Raw genomic sequence first — 21,672 nt, 5'->3', positions numbered from 1 at the left:
GGTTCACGGCATTGTTACGCTGAGATTTTCAGCGTTCGCAGCCGAGAGTGGGGGACATGGCACATAGCGAAGCCGCGGTCGATACGATGACGCTTGGGCTTGCCGGAGTCGGCGGGCACACGTCCGCTTGGGCTTCGGCATCCGAATTCGCCGTCAGCGTCAGCCATTGCATCGACGAGGTCGAGCAGACCTGGCGCGCCCTTGCCACGAGCGTTGAATCGCCGGGGCAGGATTTCGATTTCGTGCGCCAGTGGGCGCACGCATTCGAAACGCCGGAAGACGACCAGTATTTCGTCACCGCCTGGCTCGATGGAGAGCCGCTGGCCTTCATGCCGCTCAAGCGTCGCAATGTCGGGGGTATCCGGGTGCTGAGCTGGTTCGCCGGATCGCATGTGGGCGCCAACGCGCCGCTGCTGGATCGGGAGCGGCTCGAAACGCTGACGCCGCATCAGCGCCGCACGCTCTGGCTGGCGATGACCGAGGCGGTGCAGGACGTGGATATCGTGTCCCTCAAATACCTGCCGGCCGACCCGATCTTTGCGGAGCTGGGGGAGCGGCTGGAGGCCGATATCCTCTACCGCTCGCATTTTTCGAGCTGGGACGAAGCCAATACGACGCAGCGCTCCAAATCGCGCCGCAAGCACGACCGCCAGCAGGGCGACCGGCTGGACGCGCTGGGAACGGTGACGTTCGAGGAGCTTGGAAGCGGACCCGATGCCCTCGCCGTGCTCGACGTGATGTTCCGGCAGCGCGCGGCGCGCTTCGTCAAGATGGGCGTGCGCGATCCCTTTGCCTGTGAAAAGACGCGGGCGTTCTACGATGCGACGGTGGCGCCGGGGTCGCGGGTGCCGGTCAAGCTTCACGTGCTCAGGCTCAACGGCGAGATCGTGGCGGTGCGCTACAACATCGCGCATGGCGACAGGCTCTTCTGCCTCATTTCCTCGATGAGCGAGGACGAGGCGATCCAGGTCGGGTCGCCCGGCAAGCAGTGCCTGCTCCGGGTGATGCAGACGGTGTTCGATGCGGGCCACCGCGTCTTCGACATGGGCGTGGGGTTCACCGACGAGAAGCGCCACTGGTGCAACGAGCAGATCGCGGTTAGGCATCATTACCTGCCGCTCACGATCCGCGGCTGGATCGCAGCCAAGGCCCACAAGGGTTGGCACTCTGCGCGGCACGCCATCAAGTCCAATACGCGGTTGCGCAACCTGGTGCAGTCGCTGCGCAAGTCGGCCAAGCCGGCGCCGGCCTCAGAATAGCTTGAGGCCGCGCAGCGAGGCGTGGCCGGATTTTCCGATGATGATGTGGTCGTGGACGGTGATGCCGAGGGGTTTGGCCACATCGACGATGGCGCGCGTCATCTGCACGTCGGCCGCCGAGGGGGAGGGGTCGCCCGAGGGGTGATTGTGCACGAGGATGATGGCGGTGGCGGAGAGCTCGAGCGTGCGCTTGATCACCTCGCGCGGGTAGACCGGGGTGTGATCGACGGTGCCGCGCTGCTGGACTTCGTCGGCGATGAGGCGGTTCTTCTTGTCGAGAAACAGGATGCGGAACTGCTCGATGTTCTCGAAGGCCATCTGGGCGTGACAGTAATCGAGCAATTCGGACCAGGAACCGAGGATCGGCTGGCCGTGGCGCACCTTGTCGCGCCCGAAGCGTTGGCCGACCGCCTGCATTACCTTGAGATTGGCGATAGTGGTTTCGCCCAGCCCGTTGATTTCGGCCAGGCGTTCGGGCGGAGCGGCGAAGACGCCGGAGAACGAGCCGAAGCGGGCAAGGAGCTGCTTGGCGAGAGCCTTGGTGTCGCGGCGGGGCAGGAGGATGTGGAGGGCGAGCTCGAGGAGCTCGTAATCCTCCATGGCCTCGGCACCGACCTTGAGGAAGCGGTCGCGGGCGCGCTGCCGGTGGCCGGCGTGGTGATCGGTGGGGCTCAGCAGGCCGGGAGTGAACTCGTTCAGCCCGCCATCGGCGGACGCGGGGAGGCCGGATGGAGGCTCCCGGCTTCCCATCAGCTCTTCCGGGCTTCCAGGGGGTTGAAGAGGCCACGCTTGGAGGACGTGAAGATTTCGTAGCCGGTTTCGGTGATGCCGATCGAATGCTCGCACTGGGCCGAAAGGGTGCGGTCACGGGTGACCGCAGTCCAGCCGTCCGAGAGCACTTTCACGTGCGGGCGGCCGAGATTGATCATCGGCTCGATGGTGAAGATCATGCCGGGCTTGAGCTCGACGCCGGTGCCAGGAATGCCGAAATGCATGATGTTGGGCTCATCGTGGAAGAGCTGGCCGACGCCGTGGCCGACGAAATCACGCACGACGCTGGTGCGCTCTCCCTCGGCCACCGCCTGGATAGCCGCGCCGATGTCGCCGGTGGTGTTGCCGGGCCTGGCCTGGGCGAGGCCGGCCTCGAAGGACTGGTAGGTGACTTCGATCAGCCGCTCGGCCTTTCGCGAAATCTCGCCGACCGGGTACATGCGCGAGGAATCGCCATACCAGCCGTCCACGATCAGGGTCAGGTCGATATTGACGATGTCGCCTTCGCGCAGCGGCCGGTCATCTGGGATGCCGTGGCAGACCACATGGTTGATCGAGGTGCAGATCGAGTGCCGGTAGCCCTTGTAGAAGAGGGTGGCGGGGATGGCGCCATTGTCGCGCGCGAATTCATAGGCCAGCTTGTCGAGCGCGGCGGTGGTGACGCCGGGCTGGACGGCATCGACCAGCAGGTCGAGCGCATCGGCCGTCAGAGACCCGGCCTTGCGCATGCCGGCAAAACCCGCTTCGCCATGAAGCGGGATCACCCCTGCGGTGCGGTGGGTCTTCTGGGCGGCGTCGACATAGGTGACCATTGGGCTCTCCGGTTTCCCAAGAGATAGTCGCCATGTTGCCAGATGGGAAGGGGAACCGGCTATCGGCATTTATGACGAGGCGGGCGGGCGAATCCTGTTCGTGCGCGGCCCGGATTGCTTGACGTTTGCGGAAGGGGAAGGCATTCCATGCGTTCCTGCCCCGGGGTTATTGCGGATATGTCAACGTCCGACCAAACAAGCGTCACTGCCGGCCTGCTCGTCATCGGTGACGAAATCCTTTCCGGCCGCACCAAGGATGTGAACATCGGGGCGGTCGCCGATTTCTGCACGGACCTGGGGATCGACCTCAAGGAAGTGCGCGTGGTGGCCGACGAGACCGACGATATCGTCGATGCGCTCAACGCGCTGCGCCATCGCTATACCTATGTCTTCACCACCGGCGGCATCGGGCCGACCCATGACGACATCACCGCCGACGCGGTGGCCAAGGCCTTCGACGTGCCGCTGCCGATCAACCAGCGCGCCCGCGAGATGCTGGAGAGCCGCTGGCGCGAGACCGGCACGGAAGTCAACGAGGCTCGCCTGCGCATGGCGCGGATTCCGGAAGGGGCCAACCTCATCGTCAATTCGGTGAGCGCCGCCCCCGGCTTCCGCATCGGGAACGTGCATGTGATGGCCGGCGTACCGGTGATCATGCGCGCCATGCTCGAGGCCCTGGCGCCCACCCTCAAGGGCGGCCGCAAGGTACTTTCGCTTACGGTGCCCGCGAGCGTCGGCGAGGGGACGGTGGGTGGCCCGCTGGCCGAGCTGCAGGCGCAGTTCCCCGACGTCAAGATGGGGAGCTATCCGCAGATGGGCGCCGGTTACGTGCGCACCGAGCTGGTATTGCGCTCCGCCGACGAGGCCCGATTGAATCTGGCGGCCGAAAAGGTCCGCGAAATGGTCAACGCCGCCCACAAGGCGGCTGGCCTTCCCCCACTCGAGTAATCAAGGCGCCCGGCGCCGCCAAGGAGAATCCGTTGAGCAATCCAGCCCAGAAGTCCTTCCCCGTCAGCTGGGATCAGTTCCACCGTGACAGCCGGGCGCTGGCCTGGCGCCTGACGAGCCTCGGGACGTTCGATGCCATCGTAGCGATCACCCGCGGCGGGCTGGTGCCGGCGGCGATCGTGGCGCGCGAACTCAATATCCGCGTGGTGGAGAGCGTGGCGGTCAAGTCCTACGACCACCAGTCGCAGGGCGGCGTCAAGGTGCTCAAGCCGATCTCCGAGCAGATCCTCGATCTCGCCAAGAACGGCGGCAAGATCCTGATCGTGGACGACCTGGTCGATACCGGCGCTACCGCCCGGGCCGTGCGCGAAATGCTGCCGGGCGCGCATTTCGCCACCGTCTACGCCAAGCCCAAGGGCCGGGAGATGGTGGACACGTTCATCACGGAAGTGAGCCAGGACACCTGGATCTTCTTCCCCTGGGATCTCGACGTGACCTATGTCGCCCCGATCTCGGGCGGCACCGACTGAGACCTGCGTTCAGGAGCGGGGAATGAGCCTGGCGACCACGCGGTCGGCCGGGTCCTCGCTTTGAGAGAGCCCATCCGCGACGCCGGCGCGATCCTCGGGGCTGCGGTTCTGGCTCATCTTGAGCTTGCCCTCGATGCGGGTGATCGGCATGCGCAGGCCGACGATGCCCTTGAGCTGGGCCCGGATGAACGGATCGGGGGCGTCGGTCACGGCCCAGGGCGCGCTGCGGGCGTGCTCGTGGCGGTCGGTGAGGCGGCTCACGACCTCGAGTAGACGCGCTTCGTCCTCGAAGAACTCGACCGGGCCATAGGCGTGGACGGCGGCGTAGTTCCAGGTGGGCACGACCTTGCCGTGCTCGCGCTTGGCCGCATACCAGGACGGCGTCACGTAGGCGTCGGGCCCGGCGAAGATCGCCAGGGCTTCTCCGTTTGCGGCAGTGTTCCATTGGCGGTTGGCTCGCGCCAGATGTCCGTAAAGCACGCCATGCGGCCCCTCGGTTTCATCAAGCATCAGCGGGAGCGGGGTGGCCAGAAGGCCATCGGCAGTGGCGGTGACCAGGGTCGCCAGACGAGCCTCGGCCATGAGGGCGCGCAAGGCCTGCGGATCGTCCTGGCGGAAGGCGGGCGGGGTATACATCTGCGTCTCCTGGCGACAAGTGCGCGCAGAGGCTGGGCGGGGAAGCCCCGCGCTGTCAACCGCCGTCCGCAGGGGGCAGGTTTCGCCGCGCCATCCAGGCGGGAAAGATGTGATCGCGGGTCAGCGCTGCCAGCTCGATGTCGCCGGGGATGGCGGGATCGACCCAGCGGATCTCCTCGATTTCGGCAGCGGAGGAAACCGGCTCGCCCCATTGGAGCGTGAAGATCTCGGCATCGACCGTCGCGCCCGGCTCGTTGGCGGCGAGCGCCGAGAAATGCCCGAGATAGTCGAGGGCCCCTTCGGCCACCTCGATCTGGAGTTCCTCGTACAATTCGCGGCGGACCGCGGCGAGGGCGGTTTCGGCGCCATCGATCTTGCCGCCGGGCTGCATGAAGGCGGTGGTGCCGCGCTTTCGCACGACCAGGACATAGCCATCCGGGCGGGCGATGACCGAGGCGGCGATGCGGATCAAACGGGTCATGGTCTCGTCGGGTCGGGAGGAGCGAGCGATGGTGCGGGCGGTGGGACTCGAACCCACATGGGGATACCCCCTCCGGATTTTAAGTCCGGTATGTCTACCATTCCATCACGCCCGCCAGCGTCTTTCGTGTGTCACACGCCCGTCGAAAACTCAATCGAGGCCACCGGTTTTACCCAAGGCGAACGTTCTCGACCATGAAGTCCAGGAAGGCGCGGACGCGGGCGGGGAGGTGTCCGCCCTGGCCGAGGAATACGGCATGGACCTCTTCGCATTCGCCGGCATCGAAGTCTTCCAGCACCGGCACAAGGCGGCCCTGGGCGATGTCGTCGGCCACCTGGAACCAGGCGAGGCGGGCGATGCCCAGGCCGGAAAGCGCGAGCTGGCGCAGGGCCTCGCCATCGCTGATGCGAACAGGACCGCGAGGGGCGAGGCTGATCGGTTGGCCATCGACCACGAACGGCCAGGTTTCGTTGACGCGAGCGTAGCAGAGGCTGAGGCGCTGGTGCGCCTCGAGGTCAGCGGGGGTCGAGGGCGCGCCCTGGCGGGCGAGATAGCCGGGGGCGGCAACCAGGAGCAAACGGGTTTCGCCGAGCTTGCGGGCCATCAGCCGCGAGTTCCTGAGGGGGCCGCTGCGCAGGGCGACGTCGGTGCGCTCCTCGACCAGGTCGACGACCTTGTCGGTCAGGGAGATGTCGACGGAGACCGCAGGATAGCGCGCGCAGAACGCGGGCATGAGTGGCAGGAGGATCTGCGTTCCGACGGGCACGTTGGCGTTGATCCGCAATTTTCCGCGTGGGGCGAGGGCACCGGCGGCCGCCTGCTCGGCGTCATCGAGCTCGGCGAGCAGGCGCTGGCTGCGCTCGTAGAATTCCGCACCCTCTGGGGTGAGCTGGATCCGCCGGGTCGAGCGGTTGACGAGACGCGCGTTGAGGCGCGCTTCGAGCCGCGAGATGAGCTTACTGACCGCCGATGGCGATAGGTGAGCGGCCCGGGCCGCGGCGGAAAAGCTGCCCGCCTCGATGGTGCGCACGAACATTTCCATTTCGCCGAAGCGATTGACGTCGATTCTCGCCATTATGAATTCAAATCACAGATGCTGTGCATTGGGGAAGTCTAGATCACAGCCGCCGGCGAGTCCATTTGTGAGGCCGCTCATCAGCCGGACGGACCCTGCCATGCCTATCGCCCTTCTCGCCCTCACCGCCGGTGCCTTCGGCATCGGCGTAACCGAATTCGTCATCATGGGATTGCTTATCGAGGTATCGACCGACTTCGGCGTCTCGATCGGAATGGCGGGTCTGCTCATCTCGGGCTATGCGCTGGGCGTGGTCGCCGGTGCGCCCGTGCTGACGATCCTTACCAGCCGGTGGCCGAGGAAGCTGACGCTGCTGGCGCTGATGGGGATCTTCATCGTGGGCAATCTCGCTTGCGCGCTGGCTCCGAACTATGCCGTGCTGATGGCGGCCCGGGTGTTGACCGCGTTCGCCCACGGCACGTTCTTCGGGGTAGGCTCGGTCGTGGCGGCGAGCCTGGTGGCGCCCGACCGCAAGGCTTCGGCGATCGCCATCATGTTCACGGGCCTGACCGTGGCCAATGTGCTCGGCGTGCCGTTCGGCACCTGGCTCGGGCAGGCATTCGGCTGGCGGGCCACTTTCTGGGCCGTCGCAGGTGTCGGCGTGCTGGCGCTGGCGGTGATCGCGCTCTTCGTGCCCAGGGATCAGGCGGGGAGCCAGGACGGCAATCCTGCCGCGGAACTGCGCATCCTGATGCAGCCCAAGGTGCTGATGGGCCTCTTGACCACGGTGCTGGGGTTTGCCGGCGTCTTCGTGGTGTTCACCTATATCGCGCCGATCCTCACCGGCATCGCCGGCATGCCCGAGGCAGCGGTATCGCCGATCCTGCTCGTCTTTGGCGGCGGGCTGGTCGTCGGGAACCTGGTGGGTGGGCGGCTGGCCGACTGGAAGCTGGTGCCGACCGTGCTGGGGACGCTGGCGGTGCTGGCGCTGGTGCTCGGCTTGATGGGCCTGGGCCTCGACAATCCCTGGGTAACGGTCGCGTTCATCGGACTGCTCGGGGCGGCCGGGTTTGCCACGGTGGCGCCGCTCCAGCTCTGGGTGCTGGGCAAGGCCGAGGGGGCGGGGCAGACGCTGGCGTCGAGCTTCAATATCGCCGCCTTCAACCTGGGCAACGCGCTTGGAGCGTGGCTGGGCGGCGTGGTGGTCGAGCAGGGGGCGGGGCTGGTGGCCCTGCCGCTGGTGGCGGCAGCGTTGCCGGTCGCCGGCATCGCGACGGCGCTGCTGGGCGTGTGGATCGACCGGCCGCACGCAACCGTGACCCGGGACAAACTCGCCTGAGGAACCCGGGCGCCGGTTGGTCGTTGATAGCCGGCCAACAAGGAGATGTCCCATGGACAAGCATCGTATCGAAGGCGCAGGCAAGCAGGCGAGTGGAGCGGTCAAGGATGCCGCGGGCAAGATGACCGGTAATCGCCGGCTGCAGGCCGAAGGCAAGATGGAAAAGGCCGAGGGCAAGGTGGAGAGCGCGGTCGGCAAGGCCAAGGACGAGGTTCGCAAGGCCACCAAGCACCACTAGCGACGGTTTATGCCGCCAGAGAGGCCGCCCGGGGGGCGGCCTTTTTCGTTTCAGGCGAAGCGGTATTTGAGGCGGACGACGCCGGGTGGCAGGAGGTTGACCGAGAGCAGTTTCGGGCTGGCCCTGAAGCCGGTGGCCGGGAACATCGGAATGCCGCCCCCGATGAGTTCGGGCACGATGTAGATTTCGATCTCGTCGAGCGCGCCGCGCTCCATGAAGGCCATCTGGAGCTTGCCGCCACCGAGCATCCAGACGTCGCCGTCGTCGAGGGCACGCAGGTGGGCGACGAGATCGTCGACGCCTCTCGTCCAGACTTCGAGCTCCCCCTTGGGGTTGTCGAGCGGGCGCGATGTGACCACGATGGCGCGCTTGCCGTGGTAGGGCCAGTCCATCTCCTGACCTTCCAGCCAGTCATAGGTGCCGCGGCCCATCACAACCGTGCGGATGCCGGCGATGAACTCGTCGTAGGGGAATTCGCCGCTGTCGAATTCCTGACTGGTCAGCCAGTCGAGGTTGTCATCGGGCGTGGCGATGAACCCATCCAGGCTCGATGCGATATATCCGACTATCCTTGCCATCGCGATTCTCCTTTGCTCGGAGCGCGTGTTTATATAAATGAACGTTCGTTTACAATAGGAGAGACCTTGGCCCGGCCGCGCACAGTCACCGATCAAGCCATTCTCGATGGCGCGCTCGAGGTTGCCAACCGCCGGGGACCGGCGAACGTGACGTTCGCGTCGGTGTCGGCGGTGGTGGGCCTGTCGCCGGCCACGCTGGTGCAGCGTTTCGGCACCAAGGAAGCGCTGCTGCGGGCGGCACTCGAGCGCGCGTGGGACCTGCTGGACGAGGCCACGGCGCGTGAGGACGAACGCCAGCCGGTGACGCCGGACGGGGCGGTGGCGCTGGTGACGGCGCTCTGGCCGGAGGGGCAGGGCGACGAGGCCTATGCCGAGGGCCTGCTGCTGCTCTACGAGGATATGCGCGATCCGGTGCTGCGGGCGCGGGGCGTGCGCTGGCGTGCGGCCCTGATGCAGGCGCTGGGGCGGCGACTCGCCTCGGACCCTGCGCGGCAGGACGAACTCGGGCGGCTGATGGCCAGCCAATGGCAGGGCGCGCAGATCTGGTGGGCGTTCGAGCGCGAGGGGCGGGGCCGGGAGGCAGTCGCCGCCGAATTGCGCACCTGGCTCAAGGCACTGGCCGTGGACAAGCCCTGAAGATCGACGCGCGGCACTTGTTTTCGAGCGCGAAGGGGATCATTTTCCGCTGAGTACGGAAAGGGAACACGCCGTGCCCGAATATTGCCTCATCGCCACTGCCATCGGACCGGTCGGGCTCGCCTGGAGCGAGGCCGGGCTGATCCGCGTGCAGTTGCCGGACGTGGATGGCCCCAGGACGCTGGGGCGGCTGCTCCGGCGCCTCGAGGCGGACGAGGGACATCCGCCCGAATGGCTGGTGCCGACGGTCAAACGCCTCCAGCAGTATTTCACCGGCATTCCGACCGACCTGAGTGCCGAGCCGCTCGACCTGGCGAGCGTGCCCGAGTTCCATGCCCGGCTCTATCGGGAAATGCTCAAGCTGGGCTGGGGCGAGACGGTGACCTACGGGCAACTGGCCGAACGGGTGGGTTCGCCCGGGGCGGCGCAATCGGTGGGGCAGGCGATGGGCAAGAACCCGGTGCCGATCATCGTGCCGTGCCACCGCGTTCTTGCCAGCGGCAACAAGATGGGCGGGTTTTCCGCACCTGGCGGGGTCAAGACCAAGCTGGCTCTGCTCGACATGGAGGGCATTCGCCTCGGCGCGCGCAACCCGGCGCAGATGGCGTTCTCGTTCTAGATCGCCCCAGGAAATCGTGGGTGAGACGGCGGGCCGAGTAGGCATGAGGGCGGTGCGGCGATAACGTCCGGGCGGTTTTCTAGTCCGTTGGGAGATTCGCATCCATGCTGCTCAAAGCCGACCTGCTGGCCCGGATCAAGGCCGGGGAAGTCGATACTGTCTTCCGGCGCTGGAAGCGTTCGACCGTCAAGGCAGGCGGGACGCTGATGACGTCGGCGGGGCTGCTGGCCATCGACTCGATCGAGCCGATCACGCTTGATGAGGTGACGCTGCCGGACGTGAAGCGGGCGGGGTTCGGTTCGCTCGATGAGTTCCGGCGCTGGCTGGACACGATGAAGGATGGGGACCTCTGCATCATCCGGCTGCATTATGCGGGCGAGGACCCACGTATCGCGCTGCGCAACAAGCGAGACCTCTCGGCCGAGGAACTGGGCGAGGCGCATGCGGCGCTGGACAGGCTCGACGGCAAGGCGCCCTGGACGCGGGCGGTGCTCAGGCTGATCGCGCAACATCCCGGGCGGCTTGCCGAGGAACTGGCGGGCGAGGCTGGTATGGACAAGGCCCCGTTCAAGAGCAAGGTGACCAAGCTCAAGGAACTTGGTCTCACCGAGAGCCTCGATGTCGGCTACCGGATATCGCCGCGCGGGGAGACCGTGCTCGGCCAGTAGCCGCTATTGCCAGCGCTTGAAACTGCGCAGGTGCGAGACCGCCTTGACCACCTGGCTGGCGATGGTCTCGACCGGGTCGGTCACCTCGACCTGCAGGGCGTTCTCGTCGGCGGCCGGTTCCTCGAGGGTGGCGAACTGACTGTCGAGCAGGGAGGCGGGCATGTATTCATGCTTGCGATGCGCGATGCGCTCTCCAATGACCTCGCGCGAGCCGTGAAGATAAACGAATAGAATCGGTTCGCCGGCTTTCTTGATGAGATAGTCGCGGTAGGAGCGGCGCAGCGCCGAGCAGGCGCCGACGGCCACGCTCTTGCGGTCGGCCGCTTCGTGCAGCGCCTTGGCGAGGGCATCGAGCCAAGGCCAGCGATCCTCGTCGGTCAGCGGAATGCCGCTGCGCATCTTCTCGACATTGGCGGCAGGATGGTAGCCGTCGCCATCCAGGAACGGCGCGTGCAGGCGCCGTCCGACGGCGGCCCCAATGGTGGACTTGCCGCTCGAGGAGACGCCCATCACCACGATGATGCGGGCCGGTTCAAACCGTGGCGGTGAAGGCGCCGTCGACATAGAGAATGTGTCCGTTCACGAAACTGGAAGCCTCGGAGGCCAGGAAGACGGCAGCGCCGCCCAGTTCGGCGACATCGCCCCAGCGGCCCATGGGCGTGCGCTTTTCCACCCACTCGTTGAATTCGGGATTGGCCATGAGCGCCTGGTTGAGCTCGGTCTTGAAGTAGCCTGGAGCGATGCCGTTGATGTTGAGGCCGTGTTTGGCCCAGTCCGTGGCCATGCCGCGCGTGAGGTTGGCGATGGCGGCCTTGCTCACGGCGTAGGGGGCGATGGAGGGGCGCGAGAGCGAACTCATCAGCGAACAGATATTGATGATCTTGCCGCGGCCGCGCGAGATCATGTGGCGGGCAACGGCCTTTCCGACGATGAAGGCGGAGGTGACGTTGGTCGCCATCATCATCTCGAACTTGCCCAGGGGGAAGTCTTCGAGCGGGGTGCGGAACTGCATGCCGGCATTGTTGACGAGAATGTCGATGGCGCCGACCTCGCCCTCGCAATAGGCGATGGCCTCGTTGACGCTGTCCTCGCTGGTGACGTCGAAGGCGAGGGCGCGCACTCGCACGCCACCCTGGGCGAGGGTATCGGCGGCCTTGCCCAGGGCTTCGGCGTCGCGCCCGTTGAGCACGACATCGGCGCCGGCTCCGGCCAGCGCCCCGGCAATGGCGAGGCCTATGCCCCGGCTCGAGCCGGTGACCAGCGCGCGCCTGCCCGCAAGGTTGAATTGCGAAAGCGAATCCACGAATTCCTCCCTTTTGAGCAAGCCTAGAGGAAGGGGCGCAGCTTGGTAAGGGCCGCCGAGATTCAAGGCTCACGCGGGGCAAAAAAAACGCCATCCGGACTTTCGCCGGGCGCCGGTTTGTGATCGATTGGCGCCCGCCGCCTGCGGCCTCCCGTCGCAGGCCCGGCCCAATGATGCGCATAGGAGAATTGAGTATGGCTTCAGCGGATATCGGCCTGATCGGCCTTGCGGTTATGGGGTCGAACCTGGCCCTCAACATTGCCGAAAAAGGGTACACGATCGCCGTCCACAACCGAACCGCCGCCAAGATCGACGAGTTCGTGGCTGAAGCAGGCGAATTGCGCCCGCGCATCATCGGGAAAGCGGACCTCAAGGAATTCGTGCAGGCCATCAAGGCGCCGCGCTCGATCATCATCATGGTCAAGGCAGGCAAGCCGGTGGATGACGTGATCGAGGAATTGCTGCCGTTGCTCGACAAGGGCGACGCGATCCTCGAATGCGGCAACTCGCTCTATACCGACACGCAGCGCCGGTTCGACTATCTCAAGCCCAAGGGCATCGGGTACCTGGGCGTGGGCGTGTCGGGCGGCGAAGAAGGCGCGCGCCACGGTCCCTCGATCATGGTGGGCGGCTCCAAGGAGCAGTGGCACAATGCCGAGCCGGTGCTCAAGGCGATCGCCGCCAAGTTCAACGGCGAGCCGTGCTGCGCCTATCTGGGCGAGGGCGGAGCCGGACACTTCGTCAAGACCATCCATAACGGCATCGAATATGCCGACATGCAGATGATCGCCGAGGTCTATGGCGTGATGCGCGACGGGCTGGGGATGAACCCCAAGCAGGCGTCGGACGTCTTCAAGGAGTGGAACAAGGGGCCGCTCAACTCCTACCTCATCGAGATCACGGGCTATGTGCTCGAAGCCATCGACGGGCCGACGGGCAAGCCGCTGGTCGAACTGATCGTGGACCGAGCCGGCCAGAAGGGCACGGGCCGCTGGTCGGCGATCGTGGCGCAGGAAATGGCGGTGCCGGCCACGGCCATCGAGGGCGCCGTGGCGGCGCGTTCGCTCTCGGCGGCCAAAGACCAGCGCGTGGCGGCAGAAGCCATCTACGGCAAGCGGCAGGCGGGCGGGGCCGACGTGAGCCTCGCCGAGCTCGAAAAGGCGCTGCTGGCCGGCAAGATCGCGGCCTATGCGCAGGGCTTTGCGGTGCTGGCCAAGGCATCCGAAGAGAACGGCTGGAACCTGCCGCTCGGCACCATCGCCAAGATCTGGCGCGCCGGCTGCATCATCCGCTCGCGGTTCCTCGACCAGATGGCGGCGACCTATGACAAGGGCGACAACGTCAACCTGCTGGTGGCGCCGGATTTCGTGACGATCATGAAGGACGCCCATCCCTCGCTGCGCAAGGTGGTGGCGGCCGGGGCGCTCGGCGAGTTCCCGCTGATCTGCCTGTCCTCGGCGCTCTCCTATTTCGACAGCTACCGGCAGGCGCGGGGCACCGCAAACCTCATCCAGGGGCAGCGCGACTTCTTCGGGGCGCATGGCTTCGAGATCGAGGGACGCGGGCCGGGCCAGCACGGCAAGTGGCCGTCCACGCTCGGCAACTGAGCGGGGGACCTAGAGGTCCTTCCACATGAGCAGGGCATCCACGAAACCCAATCGTGGATGCTCAAAGGCCCCCGGAAGGCGGGCGAGGACGCGGAAGCCGATGCTCTCCCACAGGTGTACGGCAGGCGCGTTGGAACTCACCACGAAATTGAACTGCATGGCCCGGAAGCCGGCATCGCGCGCGTAGTCGAGCGAGTGCAGGCAGAGCGCCCGCCCCACGCCGCGTCCGCGGGCCGCCGCGGCGGTGATGTAGCCGGCATTGGCAACGTGAGCGCCGCCGCCCTGCTGGTTGGGGTGGATGGTGCTCGACCCCAGGACGAGACCGTCCTCGATGGCGAGGAAGACGGCGCGGTCAGGCGCCATCCAGTAGCCGCGCGCGGCGGCTTCATCCATGTCGCGGGGCAGCGCGTAGGTCTCGCCTTCGCGCACGATCGGCTCGAACATCGCCCAGATGGCGGGCCAGTCCGCTTCGCCGGCGGCGCGGATTTCCATCAGCTTTTCTCGGGCTCGACGTCGCTATCGCCGTTGCCGTTGCGGTCGGCATGGGGCGGGGTCGCCTGCTGGCCGGGCGGGGCCATGTCGGGGCGCTTGGGATGCTTGGCCACGGGGTGGCGGTGCATGAGGTCGTAGCGCCAGGCGGTGTAGACGAAGACGAGCGCTGCCAGGACGATCATGGCGCCGGCGCCGATGAACGGGGCGCCGGGGAAATAGCCGGGCTCGCCCTTCTCGGCCGTGGTGAAATAGGCAAAGAGCTGGGTGGCTGCCAGCGGGCCAAGGATGGCGGCAAGCGAGTTGGCGGCGTTGACGGCGCCCTGGAGCTCGCCCTGGGCGTTGTCCGGCACCTGGCGGGAGAGCAGCCCATTGATGGCGGGCGCGGCGATGCCGCTGAGCGAGCCGAACATCAGGAAGCCGTAGAGGCCGAAGCTTGTGTGGATGAAGGCGGTACCGACGAAGGCGATGGTCGCCACGGTCAGGCCGATCAGCACCGTGCTCCATTCGCCGATGCGCTTGACCATCGGGCCGATGAGGAAAGCCTGGCTGAGGGCGAAGCCGATGCCGAAGGCACCCAGGGCGCGGCCGATCTGGCTGGTCGAGAAGTTGACCACCTCGATGGTGAAGAAGTTCCAGACCGAGGGGAACGCCTGGCTGGCGAGCGAGAGCAGGAAGAGGGCGAAGAGCAGCCAGATCACGACCGGGTACTGGCGCAGCGCCACCAGCGCCCCGAAGGGGTTGGCGCGGCGGATGTCGAACTTGCGGCGACGCTCCTTGGGGAGGCTTTCGGGCAGGACGAAGAAGCCGAAGAGGAAGTTGGCGAAGGCGAGGGCGGCGGCGGCGTAGAAGGGGACGCGCGGGCCATAGGCGCCCAGCTCACCGCCCACTACCGGACCGATGATGAAGCCGAGGCCGAAGGCGGCGCCGATGAGGCCGAAGCGCTGCGAGCGCTTCTCGGGCGGCGTGATGTCGGCAATATAGGCCGTCGCGGTAGCCACGGCGGCCCCGGCGATGCCCGAGAGGATGCGGCCGACGAACAGGAAGGCCACGATCGGGGCGAAGGCCATGAAGAGATAGTCGACCGTCAGGCCGAGCAGGGAGAGCAGCAGCACCGGGCGGCGCCCGAAGCGATCCGAGAGGTTGCCGAGGACCGGAGAGAACAGGAACTGCATCAGCGCATAGACGAAGACCAGGTAGCCGCCGATGACGGCGGCTTGGGCCACGCCCTCGCCGGTGACCTGCTCGATCAGTTCGGGAAGCACCGGTACGATGATCCCCAGGCCGATCATGTCGAGCAGAATGGTGATGAGAATGCAGGCCAGGGTCAGTCGGGAGCGGGTCTCGGCTTTCATGCTCTATCTTGAAAACTCTAGTGGGTGCCGCGCAGTTGACACACGAGGTGTGGCCAAAGCAAGCGTGATCAAGCAATGAATTGGGTAGCCGAACGGTTGCAATGCCGTCAGGCGGTACGGGTGGGCGCCCCGATTTCGGCTTCCGGGGAGGGGTCGTAGCCGTAGAGCCAGTCGAGCCGGCGGAAGTGACCCTGGGGACCCTGGAGGCGGATGACGGCGTCGCGGGCGAGCGTGGCGGGGAAGTGCATGTGGAAGGCGCGGCCATTGGCCTCGGAGATGCGGGCCACCTGCTCGACGCGCCGGCGGCGCAGGCTTTCGTAGCGTTCGAAGGCCGCATCTGCCGATGGCTCGGTCATGAGCAGCGGCGCGAGGATGGCGGCATCCTCGATGGCCATGGCGGCGCCCTGCGCCTGGAAAGGCATCATGGCGTGCGCGGCGTCGCCGATGAGGCCGACCGAGCCCTTGTGCCAGAAATCGGTATTGACGCTCCCCACCGGCCAATAGCCCCAGCGGCCGGCGCCTGCCTGGAAAATGGCCGAGAAGCGCTCGTCATCGAGCGCCGCGCCGGGGAGGGCCGGGGCGCTGCGGGCGCCTTCGCCGCGATCCCTGGCGAAGAGCACGATGTTGACCTTGTCGCGATGCGGGAGCGGATAGCAGACGGCGTGGAAGCCGGGGCCGAGCAGGACACTGGTGCGGTCGAGGTTGAGCAGGCCCTTGAGTTCGCGGGTCTCGAGCAGGGTGCGCCAGGCGAGGCGGCCGGTCCAGTCGGGAACCGGGCCATCCAGCAGCACCGTGCGGGTGACGGAGTTGATGCCGTCGGCGCCCACGAAGGCGAAGCCACGCCCCTGGCGGCTTTCTCCGCCGGCCTGGCCGAAGCCGATTCCGACGCCGCGCGCCTGCTCCTCGACCTCAAAGTCGATGACTTCGTAGACGATGTCGATATTGGCGAAGCGCCGGGTGGCGGTATGGAGGACGTCAGCGAGGTCGGCGCGGTGCATCACCGCGTATTGGGCGCCGTAGCGCTCGCGGGCGGCCTCGCCCAGTTCCATGGTGACCAGCGGACGGGCGGCGCGGAAGCCGTAGACGTCGATGCCCTCGGGCTCGAAGCTGACCGCGGAGATAGCCTTCTCGAGGCCCAGCCGATTGAGCACGCGCCGGGCGTTCGGGCTGATCTGGAGGCCCGCGCCGATTTCCTGGACGCTCTTGTGGCGCTCAAGGACAGTCACGCGGGCGCCGAACTTGGCGAGGGCGAGGGAGAGAGTCAGTCCGGCAATGCCGGCGCCGGCAATATAGACGGACCTGCCGCCTGGCATTTCGCGAAGGCTCAGGCCGCCTCGAACACCGCCGAGAGAGGCGAGGAGGTGCCGGGGGCCAGCTTGGAGCTATAGACGTAGAGCGTGGAGCAATAGGGGCACACGATCTCGGTGTCCTTGCCCATGTCGAGGAAGACATGGGGGTGATCGAACGGCGGCAGGGCGCCCACGCACATGAATTCCTTGGAGCCGACCTCGATCTGGCGCAGGCCATCGGTGTTGTGGAAGTGCGGAACGGTCGCGTTAGCCATGTCGTAAAGCCCTAGGAATGGAGCCGTTGAATTGGGCCGGACCATAGCGAAGCGGGCGGGCAAAGGGAAGGGCGGATACTGGGGTCTGGAATGTGGGGCGCGTGCTGGCTATATCAGGGCCAAACAGCCACCGGACGGGATGCGGGCGAACTCGCGCGAGTCCTGCTCTTCCAACAGGCCAAGCAGGAACTCCCAGGACCGATGCCCAGCTTTCTTTCGGATGGAATCACCATCGCCTACGAGGTTTTTGGCGAGGGCGAGCCGGTTCTGCTGATTCACGGATTCGGTTCGAGCGGCTTCATCAACTGGGTAGCGACCGGGTGGGTGGAAGCGCTCAACAAGGCCGGGTACCAGGCGATCACGATCGACGACCGCGGTCACGGGCAATCTGAAAAGCTCTACGACCCGAACGATTATTACCCGACGCTGATGGCCGCGGATGCCGAGCGGCTGCTCGATCACCTCGGAATCGAACGGGCGTTCGTGATCGGCTATTCGATGGGCGCGCGGATCACCGCTTTCCTGGCGCTCAAGTCACCGCAGCGGGTCCGCGCGGCGGTGTTGGGCGGCATGGGGATGAACCTCATCAACGGGCTTTCGGATTCGCGCGAGATCATCGACGGGCTCAATGCCGAAAAGCTCTCGGACGTGAGCCATCCGACCGGCCGGCAGTTCCGGATCTTTGCCGATCACTCCAAGGCGGACCGGCAGGCGCTGGCCGCCTGCATGTCGACTTCGCGCCAGCCGATGGTCATCGAGGATGTCCGCAAGATCGCCATGCCGGTGCTGGTGGCGGTCGGGGAAGCCGACGACATGGCCGGTTCGCCCGAGGAATTGGCGCGAATCCTGCCGCACGGGGAGGCTTTCGTGATCCCTCGCCGCAACCACATGCTCGCCACGGGCGACGCCAAGTTCAAGGAAGCGGCGATCGCGTTTCTCGGAAAAAACGCCCTGGCGTGAGCGCATTTGTGAACCAATCGCGGCGCTAGGGCTTTGTTTCCAGGAACGGGATACTCTATATGGTAGGCCCAACTTCGGAGACCCCTATGAGCGGCAACGCAAAGCTTGCTTCACAGGTCACGGCTGTCGATCCGGTCTGGGACGCCATCGTAGCAGGCGCCCGGGAGATCGTGGCCAAAGAGCCGTCACTGGCAACACTGGTCCTGGCCAGCATCCTCAACCACGACACGTTCGAGACCGCGCTGGCCCACCGGCTGGCGGAGAAGCTGCACCATGACGAGGTGCCGGCGGATCTCATCCGTCACGCGTTCGACGACGCGCTCAAGGAAGCGCCCCATATCGGGGCGGAGGCGCGGGCCGATCTCGCCGCCACCTATGAGCGCGATCCGGCCTGCCATCGGGCGCTCGAGCCGCTACTCTATTTCAAGGGCTACCAGGCCATCCAGACGCATCGGTTCGCCCATGCACTCTACAAGGCGGGGCGGCGCGATTTCGCGCTTTACCTCCAGAGCCGGTCGAGCCAGGTGTTCCAGGTCGACATCAACCCGGCCGTTCCGATGGGCAAGGGCATCATGCTCGACCACGGCACGGGCCTGGTGATCGGGGAAACGGCCGTGGTCGGAGACAATGTCTCGATGCTGCAGGGCGTGACGCTCGGCGGCACCGGCAAGGCGGAGCAGGATCGCCACCCCAAGATCGGCAATGGCGTGCTGATCGGGGCGGGCGCCAAGATCCTGGGCAACATCAAGATCGGGGACTGCTCGCGCATCGGGGCAGGCTCGGTCGTGCTCAAGGAAGTGCCGCCGCGCGTGACAGTGGCGGGCGTGCCTGCCAAGATCATCGGAGAGGCCGGTTGCGCCCAGCCCGCTTCGGTGATGGACCAGATGGTGCTCGTTTACGACCAGAACGTCTGAATTTGGCCCAAACTAGCGGGGATAAGCGCGCTCCGGGGGATTGCCCGGACCGCCCCACGGACTAGAAAGAGCCTCCCCAAACGATTTTCAGGAGCCTGAAGTGAACCATCCCGAAATCATCAAGCTCCAGAAGTTTCTGCAGCAGAAGTTCAACAACCGCCACATCGACGTGCGCCCGCGTCCCAAGAAGGACGACTCGGTGGAAGTCTATGTGGGCGAGGAATTCCTCGGCCTCATCTATGTCGATGACGAGGACGGCGACCGGTCCTACAACTTCCAGATGGCGATCCTGGACGTCGATCTGGAAGACATCAACTGAGTTTGCACGGGGCGCCTAGAGCGCCCCGATTGCTTTGAGGGGGACGGCCATCTGCGCGTCGAAATCGCGCCATGCCGGAAGAGCCCCCGCGCCGAACGCGTAGGTCGCCCCGATCCCGTTCGGCAGGATGACGGTGCGCAGGCATTGCGCCTCTCCAACGGCCTGGGCCGGTTCCATGCACTTGGCCACGAAGGGATTGCCCGAGAGAGGGTCGTACCAGACCGTTTCACCCTCGAAACCGTCATTGGGATAGAGCGGCTTGCCGACGAGGCCCGGCGGGCCCGAAACCTCGTTGGGCATGAAACGGTGCAGGTAGACGCCATCGAGAAGCGCCGCGCTGGAGCGCGCGCGGCTGCGCGGCACGAGCGTCACATCCACCTTCATCGCCGACGAGCCGGGGCCGAGCGGCAGGCTCAACTGCAAGTCCACCTGGCTGGCAAAGCCTTCCTCGTCGCGGTCGCCGAAACGTAGCCAACCGGCGGGGATGGTGAGAGTTTGCCCGGCGAGATTGCGCACGTAGCGCGTGCCTTCGGCCGCCGTTTCGGCGCGATGCCGCCCGAATGCGTCGATGGCGTAGGCCATGCCGACGGCCCCTGCGGCCACGATCACCGTGATGGCGAGAAGGTTGAAGCCGAGGCTGGCGGTGTGGCTGTGCCCCTGGGCAGGAGCCGGCGTGGACATTCGCGCGTTAACCAGTCTGAACGAGGCGGGATGACAAGGCGAGTGAGCGCGCTTATGATTAATGAAGAGTTAATGAGGCGCCGCAATTTGGCGCGCTGACGGGGCAGGGACGAGGGGTCGGCTGATGAATGAACTGATGCTTGCCGCATTCATCGTCGCAGTGGGGCTGGTGCTCGCTGCGGCTGCCACGCACCTCTACCAGGGCGTTTTCCGCGAACAGGCTATGCTGCGCTACGATGGCAAGACCTACCTCCATACGGTGGGGCACCTGGTCATGAGCTTCGTTTGCGGCCCCTACATCATGCTGCAGATGGGCTGGCAGCAGCAAAAGGGCTCGACCCTGGCTTTCGTTCCCGTGCTGATCGGATCGCTGGTCGGTTTCGGCTGGGCCTTCATAACCGGCCTGATCTTCATGAGCGTCTACGTGGCGGTCATGCTCTAGTTTTCCCTGGCATTCCCCCAGGAACAAAGAAGCCACCCCCGGGCCCGGAGGTGGCTTCTTTCATCAGGTCCCAAACTTATCAGGGAGAGGGACCCGGAACTCAGCGTCCGGCAGACGCGGTGACGATCGTGGTGCGGTCGTCGGAGATATCGACCCATTGGGCAAAGCTGAGCTGGCTCTGGCGCTTGAGGTAGCGGTAGGGCGTCTCGTTCCAGAGGCGGATTTCGCCGGCCTGGTTGTCGAGCACGAGATCGCCGCGATCGGTGCGGACCATGAGGACGGCATGGCCTTCGCCATTGGCCTGGCGCACGACGGCGATCATGAGGGTTGAGGGGGCCCAGCCCAGATCGATGAGCTGGCGGCGCTTTTCGAGTGCGAAATCCTCGCAATCGCCATAACCGCCCGTGGGGTAGGTCCAGAATTCCTCGACGCCGTAGATCTCCTTGTCGGAGGCGGGGATGATGCTGGCGTTGACCTGGGCGTTGACCTGCAGGAGCTCGTTCCAGCGACCATCGGTCAGCGCTTCGGCGGCGATGGGATTGCGGTAGGGGGCGCACTCGTTGGAGCGGCGGTGGCAGAACTCGGCGGCGCCGATCGGCACGCTGGTCGGGTTGACCGAAACCTGGACGAAAGCGGCGTTGGTGAAATCGACGCTCTGGGCGTGGGCCGGAGCGGTCAGCGCGAGGGCTGCAAGCAGCGCCGCTCCTATGGATTTTGCGATGTTGGTCGCGGTGGACATTGTGTGATCTCCCTGATGGAGACCACGGTACGGAGGCGCTCTTGCCCCGATTGAAAAAGTCCAACGCAGTTTTGAATCGAGTTTTATGCACTCGATTCAGGGCTCGTTAAGCACGAGTTGGAGGGCGGACGAGCCGCTCAGTTCATGCGCAGGTTCTGCTGCACGACCGTGAGGATTTCCTGGGCGGAGGCGAACTCGACGGCCACCCCGTTGGGGAAATGACGCACGACGCGGGCGCGCATGCGACCGAGCGTGACGGGGGTGCCCATGGCCGGCCGCACGGCGAGTTCGATGGCGGCGCCCGAAAGCGAGATGTCGATGATCTTGCAGTTGTAGCGCCGGCCATCGTCGAGGATGACGGTGGAGTGGCGGTTGTCGGGCACGACGCGTTCGTGGCGGCGATCCTCGGGCAGGTCGAGGATATCCTTGTTGGCCAGCCAGGTGAGCTGGGCGGCGAGCTTGTCGCGCTTGCGGGCAGTGCCCAGCACATCCATGACGAAGCCGCCATCTGCGCTCTCGAGTATCGAGCCTTCTATGCGCCCGACATGATCGAGATAGGCCACCACGCGCTCGCCGATCTGGCCGGGAACGGGGGCGATGACCACCGCGTCGCCGGGGGACATTTCGAGGACCTGGCAGGGGAATTCGCGCTTGTCGGCCAGCATGTAGCGGCCGAGAATCGAAACCTTCACGCGTTGAAAGCGCGGCATGTCCGCCTGGCTTCGGCCAGGGGACGCTGCATAGCGCGCGGGCAGGTCATCGTTCAGCA

General features: G+C 65.9%; 28 protein-coding genes and 1 tRNA gene. 13 read left to right on the top strand and 16 right to left on the bottom strand.

The window, feature by feature from the left end:
• Positions 1–56: 56 nt before the first annotated feature.
• The gene (locus FNA67_RS13800) at positions 57–1,259 is read left to right on the top strand and encodes a GNAT family N-acetyltransferase (protein ID WP_147656380.1); all 1,203 of its coding nucleotides are present in this window, start codon (positions 57–59) and stop codon (positions 1,257–1,259) included.
• Here FNA67_RS13800 and radC read toward each other — a convergent pair.
• Together radC and map are read right to left on the bottom strand one after the other, a co-directional pair.
• Positions 1,251–2,009, bottom strand: a complete 759-nt coding sequence (gene radC, locus FNA67_RS13795) for a RadC family protein (protein WP_082202156.1) — start codon at positions 2,007–2,009, stop codon at positions 1,251–1,253. The two genes, FNA67_RS13800 and radC, sit on opposite strands and share 9 nt — an antisense overlap.
• Entirely contained in the window at positions 2,009–2,842 is an 834-nt protein-coding gene (map, locus tag FNA67_RS13790; RefSeq protein WP_049705705.1) for a type I methionyl aminopeptidase, read from the bottom strand. Before map ends, radC begins: the two co-directional genes overlap by 1 nt.
• Positions 2,843–3,019: 177 nt before the next feature.
• Here map and FNA67_RS13785 point away from each other — a divergent pair, with 177 nt between their 5' ends.
• Together FNA67_RS13785 and gpt are read left to right on the top strand one after the other, a co-directional pair.
• Entirely contained in the window at positions 3,020–3,790 is a 771-nt protein-coding gene (locus FNA67_RS13785; RefSeq protein WP_147656379.1) for a competence/damage-inducible protein A, read from the top strand.
• A gap of 32 nt (positions 3,791–3,822) precedes the next feature.
• Positions 3,823–4,320, top strand: coding sequence for a xanthine phosphoribosyltransferase (gpt, locus tag FNA67_RS13780; RefSeq protein ID WP_049705703.1), 498 nt, complete (start codon positions 3,823–3,825; stop codon positions 4,318–4,320).
• A gap of 9 nt (positions 4,321–4,329) precedes the next feature.
• Here gpt and FNA67_RS13775 read toward each other — a convergent pair whose 3' ends face one another.
• From FNA67_RS13775 to FNA67_RS13760, 4 genes are all read right to left on the bottom strand, one after another.
• A complete protein-coding gene (locus FNA67_RS13775) occupies positions 4,330–4,956 on the bottom strand; it encodes an FMN-binding negative transcriptional regulator (protein ID WP_147656378.1) in 627 nt (208 codons plus the stop codon).
• A gap of 55 nt (positions 4,957–5,011) precedes the next feature.
• On the bottom strand, positions 5,012–5,437 hold the full coding sequence (locus FNA67_RS13770) for an NUDIX hydrolase (RefSeq protein WP_147656377.1): 426 nt from the start codon (positions 5,435–5,437) through the stop codon (positions 5,012–5,014).
• A 29-nt stretch (positions 5,438–5,466) separates the two neighbouring features.
• Positions 5,467–5,552, bottom strand: a tRNA-Leu gene (locus tag FNA67_RS13765).
• Positions 5,553–5,606: 54 nt separating this feature from the next.
• Entirely contained in the window at positions 5,607–6,512 is a 906-nt protein-coding gene (locus FNA67_RS13760) for a LysR family transcriptional regulator (protein ID WP_147656376.1), read from the bottom strand.
• A gap of 100 nt (positions 6,513–6,612) precedes the next feature.
• Between FNA67_RS13760 and FNA67_RS13755 the strand changes: the two genes are divergently transcribed.
• Together FNA67_RS13755 and FNA67_RS13750 are read left to right on the top strand one after the other, a co-directional pair.
• The gene (locus FNA67_RS13755) at positions 6,613–7,791 is read left to right on the top strand and encodes an MFS transporter (RefSeq protein ID WP_147656375.1); all 1,179 of its coding nucleotides are present in this window, start codon (positions 6,613–6,615) and stop codon (positions 7,789–7,791) included.
• A 52-nt stretch (positions 7,792–7,843) separates the two neighbouring features.
• The gene (locus FNA67_RS13750; RefSeq protein WP_049705698.1) at positions 7,844–8,029 is read left to right on the top strand and encodes a CsbD family protein; all 186 of its coding nucleotides are present in this window, start codon (positions 7,844–7,846) and stop codon (positions 8,027–8,029) included.
• A gap of 50 nt (positions 8,030–8,079) precedes the next feature.
• On the opposite strand, the gene FNA67_RS13745 is transcribed toward FNA67_RS13750, so the two are convergent.
• A complete protein-coding gene (locus tag FNA67_RS13745; protein WP_147656374.1) occupies positions 8,080–8,607 on the bottom strand; it encodes a dihydrofolate reductase family protein in 528 nt (175 codons plus the stop codon).
• A gap of 12 nt (positions 8,608–8,619) precedes the next feature.
• Here FNA67_RS13745 and FNA67_RS22395 point away from each other — a divergent pair, with 12 nt between their 5' ends.
• From FNA67_RS22395 to FNA67_RS13730, 3 genes are all read left to right on the top strand, one after another.
• On the top strand, positions 8,620–9,243 hold the full coding sequence (locus FNA67_RS22395; RefSeq protein ID WP_342211035.1) for a TetR/AcrR family transcriptional regulator: 624 nt from the start codon (positions 8,620–8,622) through the stop codon (positions 9,241–9,243).
• 73 nt (positions 9,244–9,316) lie between these two features.
• On the top strand, positions 9,317–9,862 hold the full coding sequence (locus tag FNA67_RS13735) for a methylated-DNA--[protein]-cysteine S-methyltransferase (protein ID WP_049705695.1): 546 nt from the start codon (positions 9,317–9,319) through the stop codon (positions 9,860–9,862).
• Positions 9,863–9,966: 104 nt separating this feature from the next.
• Entirely contained in the window at positions 9,967–10,530 is a 564-nt protein-coding gene (locus FNA67_RS13730) for an ASCH domain-containing protein (RefSeq protein WP_147656372.1), read from the top strand.
• 3 nt (positions 10,531–10,533) lie between these two features.
• Here the strand turns inward: FNA67_RS13730 and FNA67_RS13725 are convergent, their stop codons facing one another.
• Together FNA67_RS13725 and FNA67_RS13720 are read right to left on the bottom strand one after the other, a co-directional pair.
• The gene (locus FNA67_RS13725; RefSeq protein ID WP_147656371.1) at positions 10,534–11,094 is read right to left on the bottom strand and encodes a gluconokinase; all 561 of its coding nucleotides are present in this window, start codon (positions 11,092–11,094) and stop codon (positions 10,534–10,536) included.
• Positions 11,063–11,833 carry an SDR family oxidoreductase gene (locus FNA67_RS13720; protein ID WP_147656370.1) on the bottom strand — a complete coding sequence of 257 codons (771 nt, stop codon included), beginning with the start codon at positions 11,831–11,833 and terminating at the stop codon, positions 11,063–11,065. The genes FNA67_RS13725 and FNA67_RS13720 overlap by 32 nt, the downstream gene beginning before the upstream one ends.
• Positions 11,834–12,027: 194 nt before the next feature.
• Here FNA67_RS13720 and gndA point away from each other — a divergent pair, with 194 nt between their 5' ends.
• The gene (gene gndA / locus FNA67_RS13715; RefSeq protein ID WP_147656369.1) at positions 12,028–13,440 is read left to right on the top strand and encodes an NADP-dependent phosphogluconate dehydrogenase; all 1,413 of its coding nucleotides are present in this window, start codon (positions 12,028–12,030) and stop codon (positions 13,438–13,440) included.
• A 9-nt stretch (positions 13,441–13,449) separates the two neighbouring features.
• On the opposite strand, the gene FNA67_RS13710 is transcribed toward gndA, so the two are convergent.
• From FNA67_RS13710 to FNA67_RS13695, 4 genes are all read right to left on the bottom strand, one after another.
• The gene (locus FNA67_RS13710) at positions 13,450–13,932 is read right to left on the bottom strand and encodes a GNAT family N-acetyltransferase (RefSeq protein ID WP_147656368.1); all 483 of its coding nucleotides are present in this window, start codon (positions 13,930–13,932) and stop codon (positions 13,450–13,452) included.
• Positions 13,932–15,284 (bottom strand): TCR/Tet family MFS transporter, encoded by a 1,353-nt coding sequence (locus FNA67_RS13705; protein ID WP_082202155.1) that lies wholly within the window; start codon positions 15,282–15,284, stop codon positions 13,932–13,934. Before FNA67_RS13705 ends, FNA67_RS13710 begins: the two co-directional genes overlap by 1 nt.
• Positions 15,285–15,391: 107 nt before the next feature.
• Complete coding sequence (locus tag FNA67_RS13700) at positions 15,392–16,597, bottom strand: FAD-dependent monooxygenase (protein WP_147656367.1); 1,206 nt, start codon at positions 16,595–16,597, stop codon at positions 15,392–15,394.
• An 11-nt stretch (positions 16,598–16,608) separates the two neighbouring features.
• Entirely contained in the window at positions 16,609–16,848 is a 240-nt protein-coding gene (locus tag FNA67_RS13695; protein ID WP_049705688.1) for a zinc-finger domain-containing protein, read from the bottom strand.
• Between the two features lie 201 nt (positions 16,849–17,049).
• Between FNA67_RS13695 and FNA67_RS13690 the strand changes: the two genes are divergently transcribed.
• The 3 genes from FNA67_RS13690 (at position 17,050) to FNA67_RS13680 (ending at position 19,041) form a co-directional block, all read left to right on the top strand.
• Entirely contained in the window at positions 17,050–17,808 is a 759-nt protein-coding gene (locus FNA67_RS13690; protein ID WP_147656366.1) for an alpha/beta fold hydrolase, read from the top strand.
• An 86-nt stretch (positions 17,809–17,894) separates the two neighbouring features.
• Positions 17,895–18,722 carry a serine O-acetyltransferase gene (cysE, locus tag FNA67_RS13685; protein ID WP_049705686.1) on the top strand — a complete coding sequence of 276 codons (828 nt, stop codon included), beginning with the start codon at positions 17,895–17,897 and terminating at the stop codon, positions 18,720–18,722.
• A gap of 100 nt (positions 18,723–18,822) precedes the next feature.
• Positions 18,823–19,041, top strand: coding sequence for a DUF3126 family protein (locus FNA67_RS13680; RefSeq protein WP_049705685.1), 219 nt, complete (start codon positions 18,823–18,825; stop codon positions 19,039–19,041).
• A gap of 15 nt (positions 19,042–19,056) precedes the next feature.
• On the opposite strand, the gene FNA67_RS13675 is transcribed toward FNA67_RS13680, so the two are convergent.
• The gene (locus tag FNA67_RS13675; protein ID WP_147656365.1) at positions 19,057–19,722 is read right to left on the bottom strand and encodes a hypothetical protein; all 666 of its coding nucleotides are present in this window, start codon (positions 19,720–19,722) and stop codon (positions 19,057–19,059) included.
• A gap of 124 nt (positions 19,723–19,846) precedes the next feature.
• Between FNA67_RS13675 and FNA67_RS13670 the strand changes: the two genes are divergently transcribed.
• Entirely contained in the window at positions 19,847–20,164 is a 318-nt protein-coding gene (locus FNA67_RS13670) for a DUF6949 family protein (protein WP_147656364.1), read from the top strand.
• Positions 20,165–20,264: 100 nt separating this feature from the next.
• On the opposite strand, the gene FNA67_RS13665 is transcribed toward FNA67_RS13670, so the two are convergent.
• Both FNA67_RS13665 and FNA67_RS13660 read right to left on the bottom strand, forming a co-directional pair.
• Positions 20,265–20,903 (bottom strand): transglutaminase-like cysteine peptidase, encoded by a 639-nt coding sequence (locus FNA67_RS13665; protein ID WP_147656363.1) that lies wholly within the window; start codon positions 20,901–20,903, stop codon positions 20,265–20,267.
• Positions 20,904–21,040: 137 nt separating this feature from the next.
• Positions 21,041–21,613: a PilZ domain-containing protein gene (locus tag FNA67_RS13660; RefSeq protein WP_049708035.1), complete on the bottom strand. Its 573-nt coding sequence runs from the start codon at positions 21,611–21,613 to the stop codon at positions 21,041–21,043.
• Between the last annotated feature and the right edge of the window lie 59 nt (positions 21,614–21,672).

It is taken from the genome of Youhaiella tibetensis, assembly GCF_008000755.1.
Taxonomy (GTDB): Bacteria; Pseudomonadota; Alphaproteobacteria; order Rhizobiales; family Devosiaceae; genus Paradevosia; species Paradevosia tibetensis.
Note: the sequence above shows the minus strand (reverse complement) of the source record. Positions and strands in the feature narration are given on the sequence as shown.

Coding starts and splice junctions, on each gene's coding strand:
- FNA67_RS13800 (WP_147656380.1), top strand. CDS start 57: ATGGCACATAGCGAAGCCGCGGTCGATACGATGACGCTTGGGCTTGCC.
- radC (WP_082202156.1), bottom strand. CDS start 2,009: ATGGGAAGCCGGGAGCCTCCATCCGGCCTCCCCGCGTCCGCCGATGGC.
- map (WP_049705705.1), bottom strand. CDS start 2,842: ATGGTCACCTATGTCGACGCCGCCCAGAAGACCCACCGCACCGCAGGG.
- FNA67_RS13785 (WP_147656379.1), top strand. CDS start 3,020: ATGTCAACGTCCGACCAAACAAGCGTCACTGCCGGCCTGCTCGTCATC.
- FNA67_RS13775 (WP_147656378.1), bottom strand. CDS start 4,956: ATGTATACCCCGCCCGCCTTCCGCCAGGACGATCCGCAGGCCTTGCGC.
- FNA67_RS13770 (WP_147656377.1), bottom strand. CDS start 5,437: ATGACCCGTTTGATCCGCATCGCCGCCTCGGTCATCGCCCGCCCGGAT.
- FNA67_RS13760 (WP_147656376.1), bottom strand. CDS start 6,512: ATGGCGAGAATCGACGTCAATCGCTTCGGCGAAATGGAAATGTTCGTG.
- FNA67_RS13755 (WP_147656375.1), top strand. CDS start 6,613: ATGCCTATCGCCCTTCTCGCCCTCACCGCCGGTGCCTTCGGCATCGGC.
- FNA67_RS13750 (WP_049705698.1), top strand. CDS start 7,844: ATGGACAAGCATCGTATCGAAGGCGCAGGCAAGCAGGCGAGTGGAGCG.
- FNA67_RS13745 (WP_147656374.1), bottom strand. CDS start 8,607: ATGGCAAGGATAGTCGGATATATCGCATCGAGCCTGGATGGGTTCATC.
- FNA67_RS13730 (WP_147656372.1), top strand. CDS start 9,967: ATGCTGCTCAAAGCCGACCTGCTGGCCCGGATCAAGGCCGGGGAAGTC.
- FNA67_RS13725 (WP_147656371.1), bottom strand. CDS start 11,094: ATGTCGACGGCGCCTTCACCGCCACGGTTTGAACCGGCCCGCATCATC.
- gndA (WP_147656369.1), top strand. CDS start 12,028: ATGGCTTCAGCGGATATCGGCCTGATCGGCCTTGCGGTTATGGGGTCG.
- FNA67_RS13710 (WP_147656368.1), bottom strand. CDS start 13,932: ATGGAAATCCGCGCCGCCGGCGAAGCGGACTGGCCCGCCATCTGGGCG.
- FNA67_RS13705 (WP_082202155.1), bottom strand. CDS start 15,284: ATGAAAGCCGAGACCCGCTCCCGACTGACCCTGGCCTGCATTCTCATC.
- FNA67_RS13700 (WP_147656367.1), bottom strand. CDS start 16,597: ATGCCAGGCGGCAGGTCCGTCTATATTGCCGGCGCCGGCATTGCCGGA.
- FNA67_RS13695 (WP_049705688.1), bottom strand. CDS start 16,848: ATGGCTAACGCGACCGTTCCGCACTTCCACAACACCGATGGCCTGCGC.
- FNA67_RS13690 (WP_147656366.1), top strand. CDS start 17,050: ATGCCCAGCTTTCTTTCGGATGGAATCACCATCGCCTACGAGGTTTTT.
- cysE (WP_049705686.1), top strand. CDS start 17,895: ATGAGCGGCAACGCAAAGCTTGCTTCACAGGTCACGGCTGTCGATCCG.
- FNA67_RS13675 (WP_147656365.1), bottom strand. CDS start 19,722: ATGTCCACGCCGGCTCCTGCCCAGGGGCACAGCCACACCGCCAGCCTC.
- FNA67_RS13670 (WP_147656364.1), top strand. CDS start 19,847: ATGAATGAACTGATGCTTGCCGCATTCATCGTCGCAGTGGGGCTGGTG.
- FNA67_RS13665 (WP_147656363.1), bottom strand. CDS start 20,903: ATGTCCACCGCGACCAACATCGCAAAATCCATAGGAGCGGCGCTGCTT.
- FNA67_RS13660 (WP_049708035.1), bottom strand. CDS start 21,613: ATGCCGCGCTTTCAACGCGTGAAGGTTTCGATTCTCGGCCGCTACATG.